This window comes from Winogradskyella sp. A2 (assembly GCF_046762865.1).
In the GTDB taxonomy this organism is placed as follows: domain Bacteria; phylum Bacteroidota; class Bacteroidia; order Flavobacteriales; family Flavobacteriaceae; genus Winogradskyella.
Genome location: NZ_JBKQXM010000003.1, coordinates 322,450 through 342,966, shown reverse-complemented (window position 1 = coordinate 342,966; position 20,517 = coordinate 322,450). Strand labels below are relative to the sequence as shown.

The 20,517-nt window shown below is 32.8% G+C and carries 16 protein-coding genes; all 16 read right to left on the bottom strand.

Features of this window, described 5'->3' with window-relative positions; all coding sequences use genetic code 11:
• Nucleotides 1-59 precede the first annotated feature (59 nt).
• Nucleotides 60-1,997, bottom strand: a complete 1,938-nt coding sequence (locus tag ACFWV9_RS07505) for a DUF349 domain-containing protein (protein WP_411894631.1) — start codon at nucleotides 1,995-1,997, stop codon at nucleotides 60-62.
• A 78-nt stretch (nucleotides 1,998-2,075) separates the two neighbouring features.
• A complete protein-coding gene (locus ACFWV9_RS07500) occupies nucleotides 2,076-2,834 on the bottom strand; it encodes a shikimate dehydrogenase family protein (RefSeq protein WP_411894630.1) in 759 nt (252 codons plus the stop codon).
• Nucleotides 2,803-3,822: a DUF368 domain-containing protein gene (locus ACFWV9_RS07495; RefSeq protein ID WP_411894629.1), complete on the bottom strand. Its 1,020-nt coding sequence runs from the start codon at nucleotides 3,820-3,822 to the stop codon at nucleotides 2,803-2,805. Before ACFWV9_RS07495 ends, ACFWV9_RS07500 begins: the two co-directional genes overlap by 32 nt.
• Entirely contained in the window at nucleotides 3,823-4,791 is a 969-nt protein-coding gene (locus ACFWV9_RS07490; RefSeq protein ID WP_411894628.1) for a DUF368 domain-containing protein, read from the bottom strand.
• A 38-nt stretch (nucleotides 4,792-4,829) separates the two neighbouring features.
• Nucleotides 4,830-6,236, bottom strand: coding sequence for a tetratricopeptide repeat protein (locus ACFWV9_RS07485; protein WP_411894627.1), 1,407 nt, complete (start codon nucleotides 6,234-6,236; stop codon nucleotides 4,830-4,832).
• A gap of 158 nt (nucleotides 6,237-6,394) precedes the next feature.
• The gene (locus tag ACFWV9_RS07480; RefSeq protein ID WP_411894626.1) at nucleotides 6,395-7,573 is read right to left on the bottom strand and encodes an aspartate aminotransferase family protein; all 1,179 of its coding nucleotides are present in this window, start codon (nucleotides 7,571-7,573) and stop codon (nucleotides 6,395-6,397) included.
• 6 nt (nucleotides 7,574-7,579) lie between these two features.
• Nucleotides 7,580-9,373 (bottom strand): OstA-like protein, encoded by a 1,794-nt coding sequence (locus ACFWV9_RS07475; RefSeq protein ID WP_411894625.1) that lies wholly within the window; start codon nucleotides 9,371-9,373, stop codon nucleotides 7,580-7,582.
• A 79-nt stretch (nucleotides 9,374-9,452) separates the two neighbouring features.
• Nucleotides 9,453-10,733: an adenylosuccinate synthase gene (locus ACFWV9_RS07470; protein ID WP_411894624.1), complete on the bottom strand. Its 1,281-nt coding sequence runs from the start codon at nucleotides 10,731-10,733 to the stop codon at nucleotides 9,453-9,455.
• A gap of 13 nt (nucleotides 10,734-10,746) precedes the next feature.
• Nucleotides 10,747-11,199: a Fur family transcriptional regulator gene (locus ACFWV9_RS07465; protein ID WP_411894623.1), complete on the bottom strand. Its 453-nt coding sequence runs from the start codon at nucleotides 11,197-11,199 to the stop codon at nucleotides 10,747-10,749.
• 25 nt (nucleotides 11,200-11,224) lie between these two features.
• Nucleotides 11,225-13,432 carry a RelA/SpoT family protein gene (locus ACFWV9_RS07460; RefSeq protein WP_411894622.1) on the bottom strand — a complete coding sequence of 736 codons (2,208 nt, stop codon included), beginning with the start codon at nucleotides 13,430-13,432 and terminating at the stop codon, nucleotides 11,225-11,227.
• A 79-nt stretch (nucleotides 13,433-13,511) separates the two neighbouring features.
• Nucleotides 13,512-13,682: a hypothetical protein gene (locus tag ACFWV9_RS07455; protein WP_411894621.1), complete on the bottom strand. Its 171-nt coding sequence runs from the start codon at nucleotides 13,680-13,682 to the stop codon at nucleotides 13,512-13,514.
• Nucleotides 13,683-13,693: 11 nt separating this feature from the next.
• Nucleotides 13,694-14,404: a membrane or secreted protein gene (locus tag ACFWV9_RS07450; RefSeq protein ID WP_411894620.1), complete on the bottom strand. Its 711-nt coding sequence runs from the start codon at nucleotides 14,402-14,404 to the stop codon at nucleotides 13,694-13,696.
• Nucleotides 14,405-14,464: 60 nt separating this feature from the next.
• Nucleotides 14,465-16,288 (bottom strand): glycoside hydrolase family 2 protein, encoded by a 1,824-nt coding sequence (locus tag ACFWV9_RS07445; RefSeq protein ID WP_411894619.1) that lies wholly within the window; start codon nucleotides 16,286-16,288, stop codon nucleotides 14,465-14,467.
• A 3-nt stretch (nucleotides 16,289-16,291) separates the two neighbouring features.
• A complete protein-coding gene (locus tag ACFWV9_RS07440; protein ID WP_411894618.1) occupies nucleotides 16,292-18,679 on the bottom strand; it encodes a glycogen debranching protein in 2,388 nt (795 codons plus the stop codon).
• A gap of 20 nt (nucleotides 18,680-18,699) precedes the next feature.
• The gene (locus ACFWV9_RS07435) at nucleotides 18,700-19,575 is read right to left on the bottom strand and encodes a glycoside hydrolase family 16 protein (RefSeq protein WP_411894617.1); all 876 of its coding nucleotides are present in this window, start codon (nucleotides 19,573-19,575) and stop codon (nucleotides 18,700-18,702) included.
• Nucleotides 19,576-19,583: 8 nt separating this feature from the next.
• Entirely contained in the window at nucleotides 19,584-20,516 is a 933-nt protein-coding gene (locus ACFWV9_RS07430; protein ID WP_411894616.1) for an alpha/beta hydrolase family protein, read from the bottom strand.
• Nucleotide 20,517 lies beyond the last annotated feature (1 nt).

Sequence of the window (20,517 nt, the reverse complement as noted above, 5' to 3'; positions counted from 1 at the left end):
AGATTAATTTAGTTTAGTTAGGGCAAAACCCGTCTGTTAATAGCAGATGGGTTTTGATTTTAGCTATACATTCGACGGATTTTAGTAAGCTTAGCTTTCCAAGTATCCAATTCATTTTTGTGCTTATCGATGTTTTTTATTACATCCTTTACCACAGGATTGGTTTCATCTACATTTGAGAAAAATTGAAGATTGTTTTCTAATTGTGTGATTTCACTTTGTACCTCTCCAATCTTTTTTCGAATAAAATTTTGCTCATTGTCTAATAGTCTAGTATCATTGTCATTACTTGCAAGATTTTCAAGCTTGCTTTCAAACTTCACCATTTCTAATTTGGATTTATCCATTTTAAGCTTATCAAAAGCCTCATCAATAGCTTTATAGAATTTACCATCTATATAGCGTTTATTTTGTGGTACATGACCAACGGTTTTCCATTCGGCGATTTTACTCTTTAAGGTTTCAATGGATTCTTTATTATCACCCTTTAATTCTAGAGTTTTTATACCATCTAAAAGTTTTACCTTTTTATCAAATGCGTCATACAAATGTTGATTCTCTGCTTTACGCTGAGAATGCATTCTATCAAAATAGTAATTACATGCATTTTTAAACTGCTTCCAAATCTTGTCACTATCTCTGCGAGGTACATGACCAATTTTTTTCCAATCGCCTTGAATTTTTTTCATAAGAGGAGTAACAACTGCAAAGTCCTCACTTTCCTTATTTTCGTCAGCGATTTTAATAAGTTCTTTTTTCTTCTGAAGATTTTCGTATTGTTCTTTCTTTAAGTCTTTATAGAATTGGTTTTTACTTCTATTAAACGATCTTACAGCATCCTTAAATTTCGCCCATGTGACTTCATTTATTTTTAATGGGACTTTACCTGCATTAAAAAATGCTTCTCTTAGTGCTTCAATCTCACGTATTTTCTTCTGCCATGCACCATGTGAGTTTACTTTGTCCTCAGCAACTGCTTGTATTTTAGAAATGATTTCTTCTTTCTTCTCAAGATTCTTTTCAAATGCTTTGTCTAAATCAGCATAGTATGCTTGTCGTTTATCATGAATAGTTTTAGTAGCAGTACTAAAACGCTCCCAAATCTCTTCTCTATGCTGTTTAGCAACTGGACCCAATTCTTCTTTCCAAAGTTTGTGTAAAACCTGTAACTCTCTAAAAGATCGGTTTATATTATCATCTGTTGCTAATTCTTCGGCTCGTTCTATGATTTTAAGCTTTTGCTCATAGTTATGCTTAAAATCCATGTCCCTTAAATCATTATTGAGATGTAAGAAATCATAAAAACGTTCTACATGATGATGGTAAGAATTCCATGCATTATTGTATTTGTCCCTTGGTATAGGACCTGCATTACGCCATTTTTCTTGAAGCTCTTTAAAGAGTTTGTAAGTTGTGTTTATATTTTCCTCAACGTTTAGAAGCCCCTTTATTTCCTCAATAATTGTAAGTCTGTTTTCGAGGTTTTGTTTAAGGTTTTGTTCTCGTTCTTTATAATAAGAACTTATTGATTGCTTATACTCCTTATAAAGTTGGTTGAATAGTTTTTTAGCGTCATTTGTATAGTAAAAGTCGATTTCATTTCCACCCTCATTAACAAATTCTTCTTTTTTTTCGTCTAATAAAGCACTGAATTTTGAATTGAATTCTGCTTTTATTTGATTAACATGTTTTGAAATGGTCTGAATTTTATGATGGCTTAATAACCTGTTAAATTCAGTAACCAATTGATCTATTGTCATGGCGTGGTAGTCCTTTTCTTCTACTTCATGACGTTCTACATTAGACTCATCTTCAGCATCTTCAGCATTGGATGCCTCAATTTCATCAACATGTTCTTCTTTTGTTTCAGGTTCGTTATCATTTGTGATTGTAACGTCTTCTGAAACTTCAGATATTGTTTCTTCTGTTGGAGTAGAGTCTAAAATTTCTACTTCTTTTATTCCTTCTGCTTTTTGCAGGTTATCATTCTCAGACATAAGTCAATAATTTTAATCGCATGTTAAAGATACTAACAACTCGTTGAACTACAAAGGAAATAGTAGGTTAGGTCAGTATTAAGATTTATTCCATATCTGCCATGACTTCTCGGCTTGAAGTTCTAACATTTTAAGTCCATTAATTACTGTAGCACCTTTTTTTTCACCATAACTCAAAAATTTAGTCCGCTCAGGATTATAGATTAAATCGTATAAGATGTGCTTTTCATTAATTGAGTCATAAGGTATATTTGGACATTGGTCAACATCTGGAAACGTGCCTATTGGTGTACAGTTGATAATAATTTTATAATTTGAAATTATATCATTATTTAAATCTGAATATTGAAATTTAACACCCTTCTTATTAGATCTAGAAACATAATCAAATTTTATTTTCAATTTTTTTAGTGCATAGGCAATTGCCTTAGAGGCACCTCCTGTACCTAAAATCAATGCACTTTTATGATGTTTTTTTAAATATGGTTTTAAAGAGTTTTTAAAGCCATAATAATCAGTATTATAGCCTATTAACTTATTTTCTTTGAATCGTATTGTATTGACCGCTCCAATTTTTCGAGCACGTTTATTCAGATCATCAAGCAATGGAATAACTTCCTCTTTGTAAGGAATAGTAACATTAAGACCTTTGAGGTTTGGTGTAATTTTAATGACATTCAGTAGCTCATCTATAGATTCTATATCAAAGTTGACATAAGAATGTTTCAAGTTTTCTTTTCCAAACTTTTCTGCAAAGTAATTTCTAGAAAAGGAGTATGAAATATTGCGTCCTACTAAACCGAACTTAAACTTTAATTTGTCTTGTGCGTTGTCCATACCATTCTAAACCTAAAACTATTAGGATTCCAATGACAATATAAGCAATTGCCATATATGTTTCTGTACTTAATTCTGGTAAAAAGCGTTTGTAATTTTGGATAATTTGTTTACCTGCAGAATCTAAAACATAATCACCATTATCGTTTATCATATAAATAGTTTCCTTCCATGGCCAAACCACACCAAGGGAACCAATAATAAAACCAATAATCGTTGCAAGAGTAATGTTTTTGTAGTGATGCAAAATATAGTTTAGAATATGCGAGAATGTTACCAAACCAGCAACAGAACCTAAAGTAAAAATGGCTAAAACCTTAAGCATACGCATTCTTACGGCATCTTTGATAAACTCAAAATCACCTGTAAAAATATCTGCGATGGTATCATATAATGCATTTACAGAATCCACAAGGAGTAAAACATAATTACCCAATAGGATTAAAATAAAAGAACCAGAAAAGCCTGGGAGCGTCATTCCAGAGACACTTATTATACCACAGAAAAACACAAAGAATAGGTTGTCATTTTCTTTAGCAGGGTCTAAGAAACTTATACTTAAACCAACAATAGCTCCAATAATGAGAAAAGTTATGGTCCTTCTATTCCAAGCTCCAAAATCTTTATTGATATAGTATATTGAGCCCAAAATCATTCCAAAAAAGGTACTCCATACATAGAGCTCATAATTTACTATTAAGTAGTCTAGAATTTTGGAGACACTAAAATAGCTAATTATCATTCCTAGAAACAGTAAGCTCAAAAACTTACCATTAATATATCTGTAGAAACTACTGAACCGTCCATTAAATAGTAGCTTAAAGGCTGTTTTATTAACGCGTTGAAGTGAATAAATAAACTCCTCATAGAAACCTGCAACAAATGCAACCACACCACCAGAAACACCAGGAACTTTATTAGCAGCACCCATTGCCAACCCTTTTATAACCAAAAACACACGATCTTTAAAGTGTCTTGTACTCTGCATCTAAACCGTAGTTTTATTTTTGCCTAGTCTCTCTAAAATTAAAATAGTAGCAAATCCTATAACCACAAATACAATTGCAACCATTAGCTGATTGTCACCTTCATAGGAAGTGGGTAAAATACTTTTGTCTAGTAAGGTCACTTCCTCTCCTTTGGAATTTATTCTGGTTTTTAAAACTTCTTTCCATGGCCAGATTTTATTTAAAGAACCAATCATAAAACCTGTGAGTATTGCAAGTGTAAGATTCTTTTGGTGTTTAAACATCCAATTTAAAGCTTTGGAAAACACTTTTAAACCAATGACTGCACCAACCGCTAATAAAATAAATTTTAGAAGAGCATCTTTAAACAATGCCATATCACCTTGAAGCAGACCATCTCTTAAATTGTTGATGGTATCAATTGCGGTTTGATAAGCACCTAAAATTAATAATATAAACGCTCCTGAAACGCCTGGTAATATCATTGCTATGATTGCGATAAAGCCACAAAATAATAGATAGTAAGGACTATCTGGCGATGCAAATGGTTCTGCTAATGTTATATAATAGGATAATATCGAGATAAGAATAATTGCCAAAATAACCTTTAGAGACCACTTACTTATTTGCTTAGCTATATAAAGAATACTTGCTAATACTAATCCAAAGAAGAAAGACCATAATAGGATTGGCTCATTATGTAACAACCATTTTATAAGTTTGGCCAGTGAAAGTATACTTATTGCGATACCAAGAAATAAGGCCAAAAGAAAACCACCATTAATAGATTTCCAAGCATTTAAAAATCCCTCTTTTTTCCAAACTCTGAAAAAACCAAGATTAACATTATCAATACTCTCAATTAATTCTTCATAAATACCAGAAATAAATGCAATTGTACCTCCTGAAACACCTGGTACAACGTCAGCTGCACCCATAGCTATACCTTTAAAGGTAATGACTAAATAGTCTATTATCCTACGACTCATCTTATAGATTATAGTAAGTGGCTAAGGTATGGAATTTTTTAGTTGGAAGCCTTTTTAGAATCTGAAATAATAGCTCTCACAATAGCCTTTTCCTCTAACTCAGGAAACAGCTCTGATATAATGAAATTATACTCATAATTGAGCTCAACTGCATTTTTTAAATGAAATCTACCTTCTTCATTTTGATGTAATTTAAAGTATAAACCAGCGAGCCTATATTCAATTTCTGCATTCTCAGGATAAAATTCAGAAGCCTGTAATAAATTGTAGACAGAAGCTTCATACTCACCAAGTGAAATCAAGATATCAGATCTGTCCAGCCAGGTGTCCAATTCATAATTTCCAAGTTCTAGGCTCCGCTTATAACCTCGTTCTGCTTCTTCTAAGAAATTTAGGCGCTTATTCACTGTGGCATATAATTTCCAATATAAAACATTATCGCCATCAATGTTAACAGCTTTATTAATATAATAAAGCGCCTTTTGATAATTAAGTCGCTTCATATAAAATTTTGTAATTGCTAACCAACCCTTATCTAAAAGGGCATCTTCGTCTACAGTTTTTTTAAGAAATTGGATGGCTAAATCATCCTTACCCAATTTTTCATAGCAATAACCAATTCTGAGTAATGCAAAGGATGTAGGTTCATCCAATGCTAAAGTAATCTTGTAATTTTCAATTGCATCTTCATACTGCTTTAACTTCTCTAAAACTTTACCTTTTTCAATGTAAGCACCTACAAAAGTATCATCCGAAATTATTGCAAAATCAAAAGCAGCATTTGCTTTAGCATATTCTTTTATACCAAAATATTGACGACCTAATTGGTGCCATGCTACTTCACAGTAAGGGTGGTTGTCTAAGAAGTCATTTAAATAGGTGATAGCTTCAGAATTCTTATTTAAGAAATCGTAGCAATATATAATATTGTGTAAGGCAGAATAATCTGTTGTATCTACTTCAACACACTTTTTAAAATAGATTATTGCATTTTCAAATTGATCTAAAAACAAATATTCCATTCCAATCAGTGCATACAAATCACTATCTTCATCTGGAGTTTTGGATTTTCCAATTGCCAATAAAAGTATTTCTATAGCTTTATCATGATGATCTTGTTTTGATAAGACGTTGGCTTTTTGGATATATACTTCATCATTATTCGGTTCTAAATCGTGCAACATATCCAAAATATCATTTGCTTCTTCAAATTTATTTTCTATTACAAGAATTTCTACTTGATATAATCTAAGGTTAATTGAAGATGGATGCTGTTCTAAACCAAGTTTAATTGCTCGTTTAGCTAGTGCAATTTTACCACTTTCGAGGTAGTGGTGAATAATGTTTTCGAATTCATTGGAGTCAAAAAACAAAATGTCATTTGTTTTTAACATGGATTCAAATCTAGTAAGTGAGAAATTTTCGTCGTTCTGACTATATTCCATAAGCAGTTTTAAAATTCACTGAAATAAATTTACTGCTATCATTCACTAATAATGGAAATTTGATTTATTGTTTTTAACAAATTAATTAACATATAAATAATCTTAAATAAACCCTGTTTTACAGTTGACTATCAAAGATTTAAAAGTGAAAATTATTTTTAGATTGAATCTAAAACTGAGCAAATTATTTGGCAACCTTCAATAATTTCTTCATTAGAAATGGTTAATGGAGGTGTAATTCTGATGGCCTTAGACTCAAAAAGTAACCAAAACAATATTAAGCCCTGGTCTTTACATTTTAATATAATTTCATTAGTAACATTTGCATTTTCAGTAATTGCTGCAAGCATTAATCCTCGACCTCTAATCTCTTTTATTAGTGGATGTTTTAGGTGTTTTCTAATTAGCTTCTCTTTTTCAAGCGTTTCTGAAATTAGATTATTTTTTGAAATTACTTTTAATGTTGCAAGGGCAGCACTAGCTATTACAGGATTACCACCAAATGTTGTAATATGACCTAATTTTGGATTATCGGAAAGATGTTTCATCATTTTGTTTGATGCTGTAAAAGCACCAATAGGCAATCCTCCACCAAGGCCTTTACCTGTAACAACTATATCTGGTTGACAATTATAATTTTCAAACCCAAACATTTTACCAGTTCGTCCAATGCCTGGTTGTATTTCATCTAAAATAAAAAGAGCGCCAACTTCATTACAGCGTTTTTGTACTTTATTTAAATAATCGTTGGTAGGTTCTATGAATCCTGCACCACCTTGAATGGTCTCTAAAATAACAGCAGCAGTTTTTTCAGTTATTTGTTTAAGACACCATTCGCAATTAAAGCTTATATGTTTAATATCAGGAATTAAGGGTAAAAACGGTCGTTTTCTTTCCTGGTAATCCATCAAACTCAGCGATCCCATGGTGTTGCCATGATATGAATTTTTAGCTGCTATGATTTCAGATCTTCCTGTATACCTTCGTGCTAGTTTGATACTGCCTTCAATTGCTTCTGTGCCAGAATTGACCAGGTAAGTTGTGTCTAATGGTTCTGGAAGTAAATTTGCAATAAGTTTACAAAGTTGAACAGCTGGTTCTTGAATGTACTCACCGTAAACCATAACGTGCATATACTTATCGAGCTGTTCTTTAACTGCACTTACCACAGCTGGGTGACTGTGCCCAATACTGCATGCAGATACACCAGCAACAAAATCGAGATAAGGTTTGTCATTAGTGTCATATATGTAAGATCCCTTAGCATATTTTATTTCCATAGCTAATGGATGAGGTGTAGTTTGTGCTTGATATTTAAAAAAGTCGTTTGTTTGCATTTTGCATTATTGACTCGTTTTTTTCTTCAAACCAGCAGGTACTTTTAACTGATCTGGTGTAGGTATTTGTTTATTTTTTTGAGGCAGATTACGAGCAGCTTTGTTTGGCTTATTAGGTGTGGCTTTGCCAGCATTTTCTATTCGTTCGGTTACTGAATCATCTATAAAATCCTCTGGTGGTACATAATCTTTTAAACCTTTAATCACAGGTAAAACTAGGGGTGGATCGTCTTTAAATAAGTCATCTACAGTCATAGGACGTTCCTCACCACGCCAATCAAATCCTCTTAATCGCCTACCACTTTTGGGAAACTTGGATTCAGGATATAACTCTCCATCAATCTGATTTATAAATCTTACCTCTTCAATAGCCTGTTCTTTAATTTTTAAATTAATGCTGCCAGATTTTGATTTTTGTATGCCAACGAGTTCATTTTCCTCATTACGCATGTAGTAAATCATTTCAGCATTTTTAATAATATCGACGTTATATAGCTCGTTGTTTTCAAATAAACCTATCAATAATTTGCCTTTTACCTGATTAAACCCTGATTCACTAATGGTGTCCTTACTAACTAAAAAGGCATTATTAAAAACTTTGAGTGAGTCTAATTTTTCTGTTTCGACATTCGAAATTAAATGTATGGTATCACCTGTCATCTGATTACCCATATTCCAAAGAATTGGTTTTCTTTTTGTTGCAAACGCATCGTTAGACCTAAATCTATCTAGATTAATCATTTGCGTTAAACCAGTTTGATGATTTACATGTATAGAATCCGATTTACCTGCAAGGTCACTTTTGTAAAGTCTTACATTATAAAAGGCCCTTGTTATACGGTTATTTTCTTTACCAGTTACCATTAAAGTATCAGCATGGATATAAACTGAATCTTGTTCTTGAACAGTAATACCTAACGCTCTTTTTGTTATGAAAATAGAATCTTTATCTCGCCACAGTTCAGCATAATGACCCTTAACTAAACTTCTATTTATTGTATCTGTTACGGTAATGTTATTTGTGGCTGAAGCAAAATTTCTATTCCTATCAAAATAAATACTATCGCCTTCAACTGTTCTATTTTCATAATCTATGCGCGCGTTGCGTTGAAAATGGCCTCTGTCTGTTTTGGTATTATAAAACCCTCTTTCAGTATATATTTTGCTGTCTTCTCCTACAATTGTTGACGGCCCAAATAAATAAGCATAACCGTTTTCTGTAAAGAAATCTAGACGCTCTGTGTTTAAAGTATAATCTGGATTTACAAGAACAACATCTTGTACAAATTGATATTTACTAGAATTGGTGTAGTATCTTCCAATCTGACTCGTTATTGTACCAGAAGAATCTCTAACTACTTTACCCTTAGTATTATAGTAGGCTAGTTGTCTAGTTCTATCAAAATAAAGTTTGTCAGTGGTGAGTACAGATTGAGGTTCTGTTAAAACAACGTCTCCTTTAGCGAACGCGAGCTGTGATTTGCCACTGTATTCTACATATTTGGCAACCATATTTATGGAATCGCCTTGCTTCATCACAACATTGCTAAAGGCTTCTATGAAATCTTGATCTTCATAATAGATGGCTTTATCGCACCACATATTAATGCCTTTATGTACAAAATGAACTTGTTGCGATTTGTCTCTTAAGAATACTTTTGCACCTTCCTCAATATCTGAGTCAGTGTAAGCTGTACCTGCATATTCTATTGTGATTTTTTGTTTTTCTTGGGTGAAACCAAATACGGAGACACTAAAAAAAAGTAAAAAAAGAAGATATTTTATACTATTCAAAGCCATGTGTTTTTACAAAATAACATTTATGTAATAGCTTTATTATAGGTTAACAGAATTTTTAACACTAATAGTTAGTGATAAACTAAACTGTCTTTCTTATAATAGTCTGCTTACGATCAGGCCCAACTGAAACAATAGTTATAGGAATATTCAGTTCTTTTTCTAAGAACTCAACGTAAGCATTAAATTCAGAAGGTAACTGAGAAGCTTCAGTCATTTCTGTCAGATCTTCTTTCCAACCACTAACTTCAGTATAAATTGGTGATACGTTTTCAGCCTCAATGTTATATGGTAAATGTGTAATTGTATCACCTTTGTAATTGTAAGCTGTACAGACTTTTAATTTTTTAAATCCAGACAGTACATCACCTTTCATCATAATTAGCTGAGTTACACCATTAACTTGGCAAGCATAACGTAAGGCTACTAAATCTAACCATCCGCATCGTCTTGGGCGACCAGTTGTCGCTCCGAATTCATGACCAACACGACCCATCGTTTCTCCGTCTTTATCAAATAATTCTGTTGGGAATGGACCAGAACCTACACGAGTTGTGTACGCTTTAAAAATACCGAACACTTCTCCTATTTTACTTGGAGCTACACCCAAACCTGTACAAGCACCTGCAGCAGTTGTATTAGAAGAGGTAACAAATGGATATGTCCCAAAATCAATATCTAAAAGGGAACCTTGGGCGCCTTCTGCAAGTATTGTTTTGCCAGTCGATTGTGATTGATGGATAAATTCCTCTGAATCTATAAATTTTAAACTCTTAAGTGTTTCAATAGCATCAAAGAAATCTGCTTCTAATTCCTCTAGATCATACTGAATATCTACATTGTAGAATGCTATCATTGCTTCATGCTTATCTGCTAAAGCTCTGTATTTATCTTTCCAGTTTACTAATTCAATATCACCAACTCTAATTCCGTTTCTACCTGTTTTATCCATATAGGTTGGACCAATACCCTTTAAAGTCGAACCAATTTTAGCTTTACCCTTAGATGCTTCACTAGCAGCATCTAATAATCGATGGGTTGGTAGAATGATATGAGCTTTACGAGAAATACAAAGTGATTTTCTGTAGTCTACATTTTGCTCATCAAGTTTGTCTAATTCTTTCTTAAAAATTACAGGATCTATAACCACGCCATTACCAACAAGGTTTGTAGTATTATCATGGAATATACCTGAAGGAATTGTATGCAGTACATGCTTTCTTCCATTAAAGACTAAAGTATGTCCAGCATTTGGCCCACCTTGAAATCTTGCAATAATATCGTATTTGGAGGTGAATACGTCAACAATTTTACCTTTGCCTTCATCTCCCCATTGTAATCCTAGTAGTAAATCTACTGCCATTTTAATAAATTAGTTAGTCGTCTTTTTTACGTGTACCGTAAAAATAAAGTGAATGATTGTTAATTTGAATATCGAATACTTCTTCGATGGTTTTTTTAATTGTTTGAATACGTGGATCACAAAATTCAATAACTTCTCCAGAATCGGTTAGTATAACATGATCGTGTTGTTTGTCAAAGTAAGACTTCTCATAATGTGCTTGACTCTGCCCAAACTGATGCTTACGAACCAAGCTACAGTCTAACAATAATTCGATGGTGTTGTAAAGCGTTGCTCTACTAACGCGATAGTTTTTATTCTTCATTTTAATGTAGAGTGATTCTATGTCAAAATGATCTTCGCTATCGTAGATTTCTTGAAGTATAGCGTAACGTTCAGGGGTTTTTCTATGTCCCTTTTCTTCAAGGAATTGTGTAAAAACGCGCTTTACAATTTCCTGGTTACTTTCTTCTGACTTTGCATTCATAATTAAGGTGCAAATTTACATAAATTTATACTCTTGTTACCTTATCAATACCATTAATTTTTTTCAACCTTTCTATAAGCTTTTTCAACATGGTCTGATTCTTTACCTGCACTGTGATTTTACCTGTAAACACACCATCATCACTGGCAAAACTAATGCTTTTCATGTTTACGTGCATGTTATCTGAAATTAGACTTGTTATGTCATTTACGAGCCCTAAATTATCAATTCCTGAAAGGTTAATCTGTGAGGTATATACCTGTTGAGAAGAATCTATCCATTTTGATGACATTATACGATAAGCATAATTAGATTGTAAGCTTACAGCATTGGGACAGTTTTTTTTGTGAACCTTTATACCGTCATTGATGGTTAAGAAACCAAAAACTTTGTCTCCAGGAATTGGATTACAGCAATTTGCTAATTTATAGTTGAGTTTTTCTTCCTCCTTACCAAAAACCAGCATGTCATATTTAGATGTAATTTCATCTTTATCAATATCCTTAGGTATTTCTGATTTTCTGATTTTATTTTTAATATAACTAACAAAAACATTACTTCTCGAAGAAGCGAAAGCCTTAAGCTTGCTATTATCTATTGTGCCAATACCAACTCTGTAAAATAAGTCTAAAGATGTACTTAACTTAAAGTAATTTACAAGTTCATTAACTGAACTTTCGTTAAGTGTTATTTTAAGTTGTTTTAGTTTACGTCTTAATATTTCCTTTCCTTCCTCGGCTATGATTTTGGTATCTTCCTTTAATGCAGATTTAATCTTACTTCGAGCTCTCGCCGTTGTAGCATAATCTAACCAGTTGGCATTAGGCTTTGCATTTTCTGAGGTCATTATTTCCACACGATCACCACTTTGTAACACGTGGCTAAGTGGTACGAGCTTACCATTAACTTTTGCACCTCGGGTTTTTAAACCAACTTCTGTATGAATACTAAAGGCAAAATCTAATGGTGTGGCTCCTTTAGGTAAAGATTTTAAATCGCCTTTTGGAGAAAAGACGAAGATTTCCTTTGAGTAAAGATTAAGTTTAAACTGTTCAACAAAATCAACAGCATCAGCTTCATTGTTTTCTAATGCTTCTTGAAGTTTATTAATCCATAAGTCTAAATTGTCCTCTTTATTATTTTCATTCTTGTATTTATAATGCGCCGCATAGCCTTTTTCAGCTATTTCATTCATACGTTCACTTCTTATTTGTACTTCGACAAATCTACTTTTAGGACCAACAACTGTGATATGTAAGGCTTCGTATCCTGTTGATTTAGGTGATGAAATCCAATCTCGCAATCGTGTTGGGTTTGGTGTAAAGTGATCCGTTACTATAGAATAAATCTTCCAGGCAAAGAATTTTTCATTTTCAAAATCAGATTTATAAATAATTCTAACGGCAAACTTGTCGTACACTTCATCAAAAGAAACACCTTGCTTCTCCATTTTACGTCTAATGCTAAATATAGATTTAGGTCTACCTTTAATTTCATAATTAAGACCTTCTTTATTTAACGACTTCTCAATAACTTTTGAAAATGATTTTATGTAAGCATCTTGTTCTTCTTTGCTCTCCTGCATTTTTTCAGCGATGTCACTATATACTTCTGGTTCGGTGTATTTAAGACCAAGATCTTCTAATTCAGTTTTGATATTATAAAGCCCGATTCTGTGTGCTAGAGGCGCATAAATATAAAGCGTCTCAGATGCTATTTTAACTTGCTTATCACCACGCATAGCATCCATAGTTTGCATATTGTGTAGACGATCCGCAATTTTTATAATGATAACTCGAACATCTTCATTTAACGTTAGCAACATTTTACGGAAATTCTCAGCCTGGAGAGAAACATCCATATCCTTTTTGAGGGAGGATATTTTTGTTAAGCCATCTACAATTTTAGCAACAGATTCGCCAAAAAGTTGCTCTATATCTCTGATTGTGTAATTAGGATTGTCTTCTACTACATCGTGGAGCAGGGCAGAAGCAATTGACGTGGCATCTAAACCAATTTCTTGTGCAACAATTTTTGCAACAGCAATTGGATGGAAAATATAAGCTTCACCAGATTTTCTTCTCTGATCTTTATGCGCATCTACAGCTACATCAAAAGCATGTCGGATCAATTTTTTATCCTCCTTGCTTAATGTTTGATAGCTCACTTTTAGAAGTTCTTTGTAAGCTTTTGCAATAGCTGCATTCTCTTTTTCTATATCCACCTCAGTCATAGAACTAAAGTAGTGAAAGCTTATTTAATGTGCAATGCTTTATTGATGCGAAATCACACTAAGATGTAGTAAATCATTTTTAACGGCTTGTTTTATAATCTTGGTAGCCTTTAATTGTTACAGCGAGGCTAGCGATAGTTCCAAAAACACCTATCATTAAGTTGTCTTGGAAAATTAAAATAAGACCTGCCACTGAGCCTAAGATTCCAATGGCTAATGCTAGTTTACCGTTGTTTTTATTTTTTGGCATTTATAGCAATTTTAATTTCTAACACTCCAAATTTCGTGAATAGGACTTCCTTTACTAGATAAGCCCATATGGTGCCAATTCCCTTCAATTAATTTAAAGTCGAATTTTAGACTTAAACCTGACTTAGAATTATCTCTTGAAAAGAACTCAATATTCTCAATATACTCACCATTGATGGTTGTGTAAGTTCCACCACCAGTCCCTTTGAATTCCTTTGTTTCTGTATTGTAAGCTATCCATTGAAATCTGGTTCCAGACAAAATTTTCATAGTTTTTCTTGGTCTATTGGTATCGCGTAATTGGGTATTACCATCCCTTATTCTTCCAGACATTAGCCAAGCGCCTTGTAATTTACCTGGATTGCCATCATCAATTCTTTTGAATATTTTCTCTTGGTCTACTATTCTTATTTCGTTATCTGTAATCTGGACTTTAAAACTAAATTGTGACCCGATCATTTCTGGATTGTCTGTGTGAAATTCAACTTTTTCAGTCATTACATTACCATCTAAACTCCAAGTACCTCCATTAGTGTTTATAAATTCTCCTGTGACTGCATTGTAAGTTGTTAAGACTTGATATCCGTCTGCAATAATGAGTACACTTTTTAACTTTTCACCAGAAGTTGAGGTAGAAGAGGATTCCCAAGCTCCAATTACACTTTGGGCATTCAAACTTATAATGAAACATGTAAATATTATTAAAAATGTAATATTTTTCATAACAAAAGAATTTTCTATATTATTTGATTTGTCATACCACTAAATATACTTTAAATCGAATTAATTTTTTGATTCATAATAGTTTTTCAAGACAAAAAAAGCTTTTTTCTTTTCGCCTTTTTCGGAAATCAGACCTTTTCTATTGAAATTATCTTGAATTTCTGGCAAAACTCTTCTAGGTGATTTAAAATCTACTAAGATCCACGGAGAGACACCTCTTAATTGTTCAATTTTATCAATCATTTTTAAAGTTTCCTGATATAAAAATTCTTGATATTCTTCTGTCCAGCGATCATCTTTATCTCCATTTAAACCATATTTGGCACCGGCACCAAATTCTGATATCATCACAGGCTTATTATGAGTAATTTTCCAATTAATGGTTTTGCATTTTTCAATACCACCATCGTACCATCCTATATATTGATTAAAACTAAGAATGTCTACAACATCTGCAAAAGGATCTGCAATTGTTCTTGTATTTGGGTCATCATTATAATTTTGCTGTTCTAGTGCGGCACTAATTAGCCTTGTTTTATCCTTGTTTCTTGTAAACTTGGCAAGTTTGGTTAAGAAGTTGGTTCTTAAATTGCTTGTAGGTGTTTCGTTCGCCATAGACCAAATAATAACACTAGCTCTATTTTTATCTCTATCTATTACTTCTGAAATTTGGTTTTGTGCGTTTAAATATGTGTTTTCATTTTCCCAAGAAATGGTCCAGTAGACAGGGATTTCTTCCCAAACCAAAATTCCCATTTTATCTGCCATCCGAACCATATATTCATTGTGAGGATAGTGGGCCAAGCGGACATAATTACAGCCAAGTGATTTGGCCCATTTAAGTAATTGTTCAGCATCTTCGTAAGAATTAGATCTACCACCATTAATAGGATTTTCTTCATGTATTGATATCCCTTTGAGAAATATATTTTCACCATTTAAAAGAATGTCTGGTCCTTTGGTTTCTATAGTTCTAAACCCAATATTGTCAGTTATTCTATCTTCATTTGTACTCAGTATTACATCATATAATTTTGGAGAATTTGGTGACCAATATTCAATTCTATTGGTTATGAAATTAAACTTACAAGTTCCAGAATCATCAGTTTTAAATTTCTTTTTAATTCCCAATTCAGGTATTTCAACAGTGACCTGTGAGTTAATTTTATTTGAACCATTAAGGGAAATTTCACCTTCAATTTGCTGATTATTTTTTTGGTTAAGGTGAATTGAGTAATCATTTATAAATGTTTCTGCTGTTTCAATTAACTTTATGTCTCTGGTTAATCCACCGTAATTCCACCAATCCGTATTTAAGGTTGGTACACCTTCTTTGATTCTCTTATTGTCAACTTTAATTATTACAAAGTTTTGCTTTGGTTTTAGTAATTCTGTAATTTCAAATTGAAATGGTGTAAAACCGCCAATATGTTGTCCTAGTTTTTTTCCATTGAAGTAAACATCAGTTTTATAATTGGACCCTCCAAAATAGAGAAAGACTCTATTGGTGTCATTGGATTTATTATAGTCAAATGATTTTTTATACCATAAAGTTCCCTCGTAGTAGAACAGTTTTTCCTTTTGCGAGTTCCAATCACCAGGAACTTTTAAACTGTCCATTTTATCAAAATCATATTCAATTAAGTCTGATTTGTCTTTTCTTTTTGAATTAGTAAAAAAAGCACCATTTACTGGATTTTTTTGATTTTCAAAAGGTTCATATCTATAGTTATAAAACCCATTTTCGTACGGGTCTACAATGTAATTCCAATACCCATTTAATGATGTCGCTTCTCTATTAAATGCATTTGTCATTAATTTTTCTTGAGCGAAAACTGAGCAAAAGCATAAAATTGAAATTACTAGAAGTAAGGTTTTTGTCATTGTTTAATATTTCAGAACCATTTCTGTTATTTTAGAATTAGAATTCATTGTAAATTCATTATTTGTAGTAATTATTTCAGACGTACTTTCAATTATCTCGAAGGGTTTATCTTCATTGACTTTTGGAAAGATAATTTCTATTTCCCATTCAGGATTTTCTTGTTCAACCTTTAAAATGAGTTCACCGTTTGATTTTGAATAGTAAACTGAAATGGAATTATCCGCAACAACAACATTTTCTATTGATGCATTGTCCCATTGCTCAGGCATTTGAGGTTTAATTACAATTTTTTTCTTGGACGCCTGAGGGTTAATTCCAAAAAACTGTTGCACTATAGGAACTGCATAACCATAAATATTCCATGCTTGTGTAATCATTCCATAGTCTGGTGAAACTTCATAAATACTTCCTGGAAAGGCATAACTGAAGGTCCGAGTCATACGTTGAATATAATTCAATGCTTTGTCAGGATTACCATAATTATTTTCTGCCACTGCTTGTACACTAGTTGGTAGGGTCATTACAGCACCTGTATAAGAGAATACTTTAGTGCCTTTGAAAGAGCCATCGTCCGAACCTGCAGATTCGTCTCTATCAATTCCTGTTACAAAAACACCAAATGGATTCACAAATTTTTCTGCAGTTTTTAATGCTTTGTTTGCTTTTTCTTCATCAGCAATATTCATTTCCATAGGTGTGTTTACCACCCAATTATGGTGCAATACAAATGGCCTAGGTTTTGTAGAAGGATTTTCTAATATTGATGCTTTTGTAGTTTTAAGTTCTTCTACAGCCCATGGTTTATTTAATGACTTAGCCCTTTTTATAGCATCTTCAATAAGGTGAAGCGCTTGTTCATCCGTACCTATAAAATCTGCATAAGAGTTAAATTCTTCTGACCAAAATTCTGAATTGATTTTATCTTTAATGGCCTTGGCTGTAATTCTATATTGTTTCACTAATTCATTTTCACCCAATTCAGTAGCAATTTTTGAGGCATCATCAAAAGCGCGTTGTGTATATGCTGCAACATCAATCATTTCACTGTCCATGCCATGAATCTCCATCATACCATAACCATCAGGAAATAAGTTTTGGTCAGCATCCTTTTCGGTCATTAACCATTTTAGTCCTTTTTTTATGCTAGGAAAATATTTTTTTAAAAAGGTTTTATCTCCATTCCATTGATAAACTTCCCAAATTAAAGAGACATACTGAGGTGTTTCGTTAATATTCCCTTTATTAAAAACTGCACCGTTAGTAGACACTTCATGAACAATTCTTCCATTGCCATTTGTAGTTTCAGATAAGCTATCTAGTAATCTAATGGTATTATAAACTGCCTCGGTTTGTCCTATGGCCATATATCCTTTTAGAGCATATTCACTATCAACACCAAACCACCATGGGTAATCCGGTATACCTGCAGTTATACCAGTTCCAATTTCAGGAACTGTTCTTACTAACCAATCGCAATTGTATTTTAACCATTCGAATGCTTTTTCAATATCTTTATCTGGTATGGTAAGTTTAGATTGATTAGCTAATTCTGTATAGCGATTCTGTTTAGAGGAGAAATTAGAGTTAATGTTGTTTTTTATTGCGTCAAAAGTATCGAAGGCATCTTTCTCAGAAGTATATGAACCTGCCACGACGTAATTGATAATATGCGTTTTACCTGAAAATAAGAAGAGTGTATCCTCAACACTGTTCATTGAGGTATTATCTGGAGTATGATAGGAGTTGACTTCAGAATCTTGCTCAAACTCTAGTTGCGATCCAAAAACAGTATACCATTGATTAAGACTATCTTTAATTTTCCATGCTTGGTGATCTTTAATATATATAGCCTGATCCTTTCCATCTATCATATCAGTCCGTTCACCTAGCCAAGTAGGTCTTAGGTCTGAGGTACCTGTAAACTTTAGTTTTAGTTTTTGCTCATTTCCAAGGTTTTTTATGACAAGTTGTATAACGGCACCTTGCTTATTATCTGGTACATATTGCCATCGTTCAATTTCAATATTCTTTTCTTTCCAAAAATAGGTGAACTTGCTCGCCATTGGATAGTTAGTGAAGCTGTCAGCCTTATCCAGATGTAATGTGTCAGTAGCATCATAAATTTGAATATCAAAACCATCCATTAGTTTTATTGGGTGATTCCATATACCACCCATTTCACCTTTTATGTGCCAGCCTATATCAGGGAAGGATCCATTTTGATGACCGACCATGTAAACTCTATTACCTGCTGTGACATAAGGCGATTGTAGGTATTCTTTTTTACCGGAAATATTAGGGCTTTCATCTGCTAAGTAACTCAAATTGGTGGTTTCTTTTTCGCTACAGCCCATGAGAAGGAATGAAGCAAATATAAGTTTAAATAGCATTTTCATAAAGGCTTAGTAATTTACTGATATATCCTTATATAATCCACAACCATAGGACTTTCAACAAAATCAGGATTTATATCTCGTTCTATGGCTATATTTAAAATTAGATAGTAATCAGAGTCGTATGGCCAGGTCTTAGTATCTTTCACTAATGGGTTATATTGAAAATGTTCCTCACCATCAACACTAAAAATTAATTTATCCACAGTCCATTCCAATGTATAAATATGGAAATCATCCGAAGCATTTTTTATTTGCTGACCTCCAACATTTTTTACATTGTAGCCATAACTTGATCCGTTATGTACTGCACTAGATACATAATCTTGGTTTTTCCCCCAATGCTCGAGAATATCAATTTCACCACAATTTGGCCACTTAACAGTGCCAAATCCTTTATTATCCCAATAAGCACCATCTTCGTCAATATTTGTGTTTAGCATCCAAATTGCTGGCCAAGTACCAACACCTTTAGGCAGCTTAGCTCTAACTTCTACCTTGCCATAGGTAAATGCGAATTTGGAATTTAATCTTGCTGAAGTATAATGCTTTGTTTCTCCTTGATCTGTTAATGTTTCCTTTTTTGCAACAAGATTTAAGTGCCCATTTTCTATATAAGTATTGCCTTCTCTATTGGTATAGTGCTGTATAATTCCTCCCCACCAATTGCCTCCAGGTGGTAGCTGTGTTTGGTGAAACCACTTCTCTGAATTTAATTTTCCATTTCCATCAAACTCGTCTGACCAAACTAATTTTTCAAAGTTGCCAGATGGGTATTTAGCTATATTATTAGAATAATCGTTTTGTGCAGAACTGTTTATATTTAAAACAAGATATAGTAATAACATTAAGATTGCTATTATTGAGATATATGCCGCTGATTTTTTTTTCATAATATATATTAAAATTTATTGTAGAGAGATATCCATCTGATAGCATCAATCTTGTATTCATTTGGAAGTATATGTCCTGAATCAAAAAACTTTATTTCTTTTTCGTTAATAGAGACATTATTGAAAAAACTATTGGCATCTTCAACAGGTGTAAAATAGTCGTTTTTGCCCATCAAAAGCAGTATTGGATTTTTTTGATTTACAGCGTATTTCATTGGTGTAATGTCTAATTGTCCTTGTATTAAATCATCTGGCCAATTAAATGCTTCTAATCCTTTTGCAGGAAGGTTAATTGGAGGAACACAAGCAACAACGGACATTATGCGATCGTCATAGTTACTAAGTAATATTGCGAGATTACCACCCATACTATATCCAATAACGCCAAATGACTGATTGGTGTTTTTTTTACGTTGCTGAATATAATCCATCATTATTCTTAAATCCTTTACAGTAGATGTCACTAAGGTTTCAAAAAGTTTTGTGTCTTTTTCGTTTCTAGATAATATTGGAGGTAAAGATTCAGGTGGTCTAAAATCTAATTCATAATTCCGTTCTCCATGAAATTTAGCATCTGGGATTAATAAACTATAACCTAAGGTTAAAAGAGAATCTTTAATTGAGGTTATATTTTTACTCCATTCTAAGTATGGTTCTGAAGGATATACCCAATCTTTTTTGGAGTCTCCTAAACCATGCAATAAAATAACGTAGCTGTCTTTTTTACTTCTTTTATTTATATAATGATAAAATGGAATTTTGGAGTCGAAACCTTCTAAAACTACTTTCTCAAAAACTGTTACAGAATCTAATTTTTGACTTTGAACTACAACTCCTAGCTTTTGTTTATCCTTTTCGTATTCAAACAAATTTGAATTAGACTGTGAAACTATTTCTCCTAGAAATAAAAAAACAAATAATAAACTGAAAGGAGTTTTCATA

Coding starts and splice junctions, on each gene's coding strand:
- ACFWV9_RS07475 (WP_411894625.1), bottom strand. CDS start 9,373: ATGGCTTTGAATAGTATAAAATATCTTCTTTTTTTACTTTTTTTTAGT.
- ACFWV9_RS07445 (WP_411894619.1), bottom strand. CDS start 16,288: ATGACAAAAACCTTACTTCTAGTAATTTCAATTTTATGCTTTTGCTCA.
- ACFWV9_RS07490 (WP_411894628.1), bottom strand. CDS start 4,791: ATGAGTCGTAGGATAATAGACTATTTAGTCATTACCTTTAAAGGTATA.
- ACFWV9_RS07495 (WP_411894629.1), bottom strand. CDS start 3,822: ATGCAGAGTACAAGACACTTTAAAGATCGTGTGTTTTTGGTTATAAAA.
- ACFWV9_RS07440 (WP_411894618.1), bottom strand. CDS start 18,679: ATGCTATTTAAACTTATATTTGCTTCATTCCTTCTCATGGGCTGTAGC.
- ACFWV9_RS07470 (WP_411894624.1), bottom strand. CDS start 10,733: ATGGCAGTAGATTTACTACTAGGATTACAATGGGGAGATGAAGGCAAA.
- ACFWV9_RS07485 (WP_411894627.1), bottom strand. CDS start 6,236: ATGGAATATAGTCAGAACGACGAAAATTTCTCACTTACTAGATTTGAA.
- ACFWV9_RS07480 (WP_411894626.1), bottom strand. CDS start 7,573: ATGCAAACAAACGACTTTTTTAAATATCAAGCACAAACTACACCTCAT.
- ACFWV9_RS07465 (WP_411894623.1), bottom strand. CDS start 11,199: ATGAATGCAAAGTCAGAAGAAAGTAACCAGGAAATTGTAAAGCGCGTT.
- ACFWV9_RS07500 (WP_411894630.1), bottom strand. CDS start 2,834: ATGGACAACGCACAAGACAAATTAAAGTTTAAGTTCGGTTTAGTAGGA.
- ACFWV9_RS07460 (WP_411894622.1), bottom strand. CDS start 13,432: ATGACTGAGGTGGATATAGAAAAAGAGAATGCAGCTATTGCAAAAGCT.
- ACFWV9_RS07505 (WP_411894631.1), bottom strand. CDS start 1,997: ATGTCTGAGAATGATAACCTGCAAAAAGCAGAAGGAATAAAAGAAGTA.
- ACFWV9_RS07435 (WP_411894617.1), bottom strand. CDS start 19,575: ATGAAAAAAAAATCAGCGGCATATATCTCAATAATAGCAATCTTAATG.
- ACFWV9_RS07430 (WP_411894616.1), bottom strand. CDS start 20,516: ATGAAAACTCCTTTCAGTTTATTATTTGTTTTTTTATTTCTAGGAGAA.
- ACFWV9_RS07450 (WP_411894620.1), bottom strand. CDS start 14,404: ATGAAAAATATTACATTTTTAATAATATTTACATGTTTCATTATAAGT.
- ACFWV9_RS07455 (WP_411894621.1), bottom strand. CDS start 13,682: ATGCCAAAAAATAAAAACAACGGTAAACTAGCATTAGCCATTGGAATC.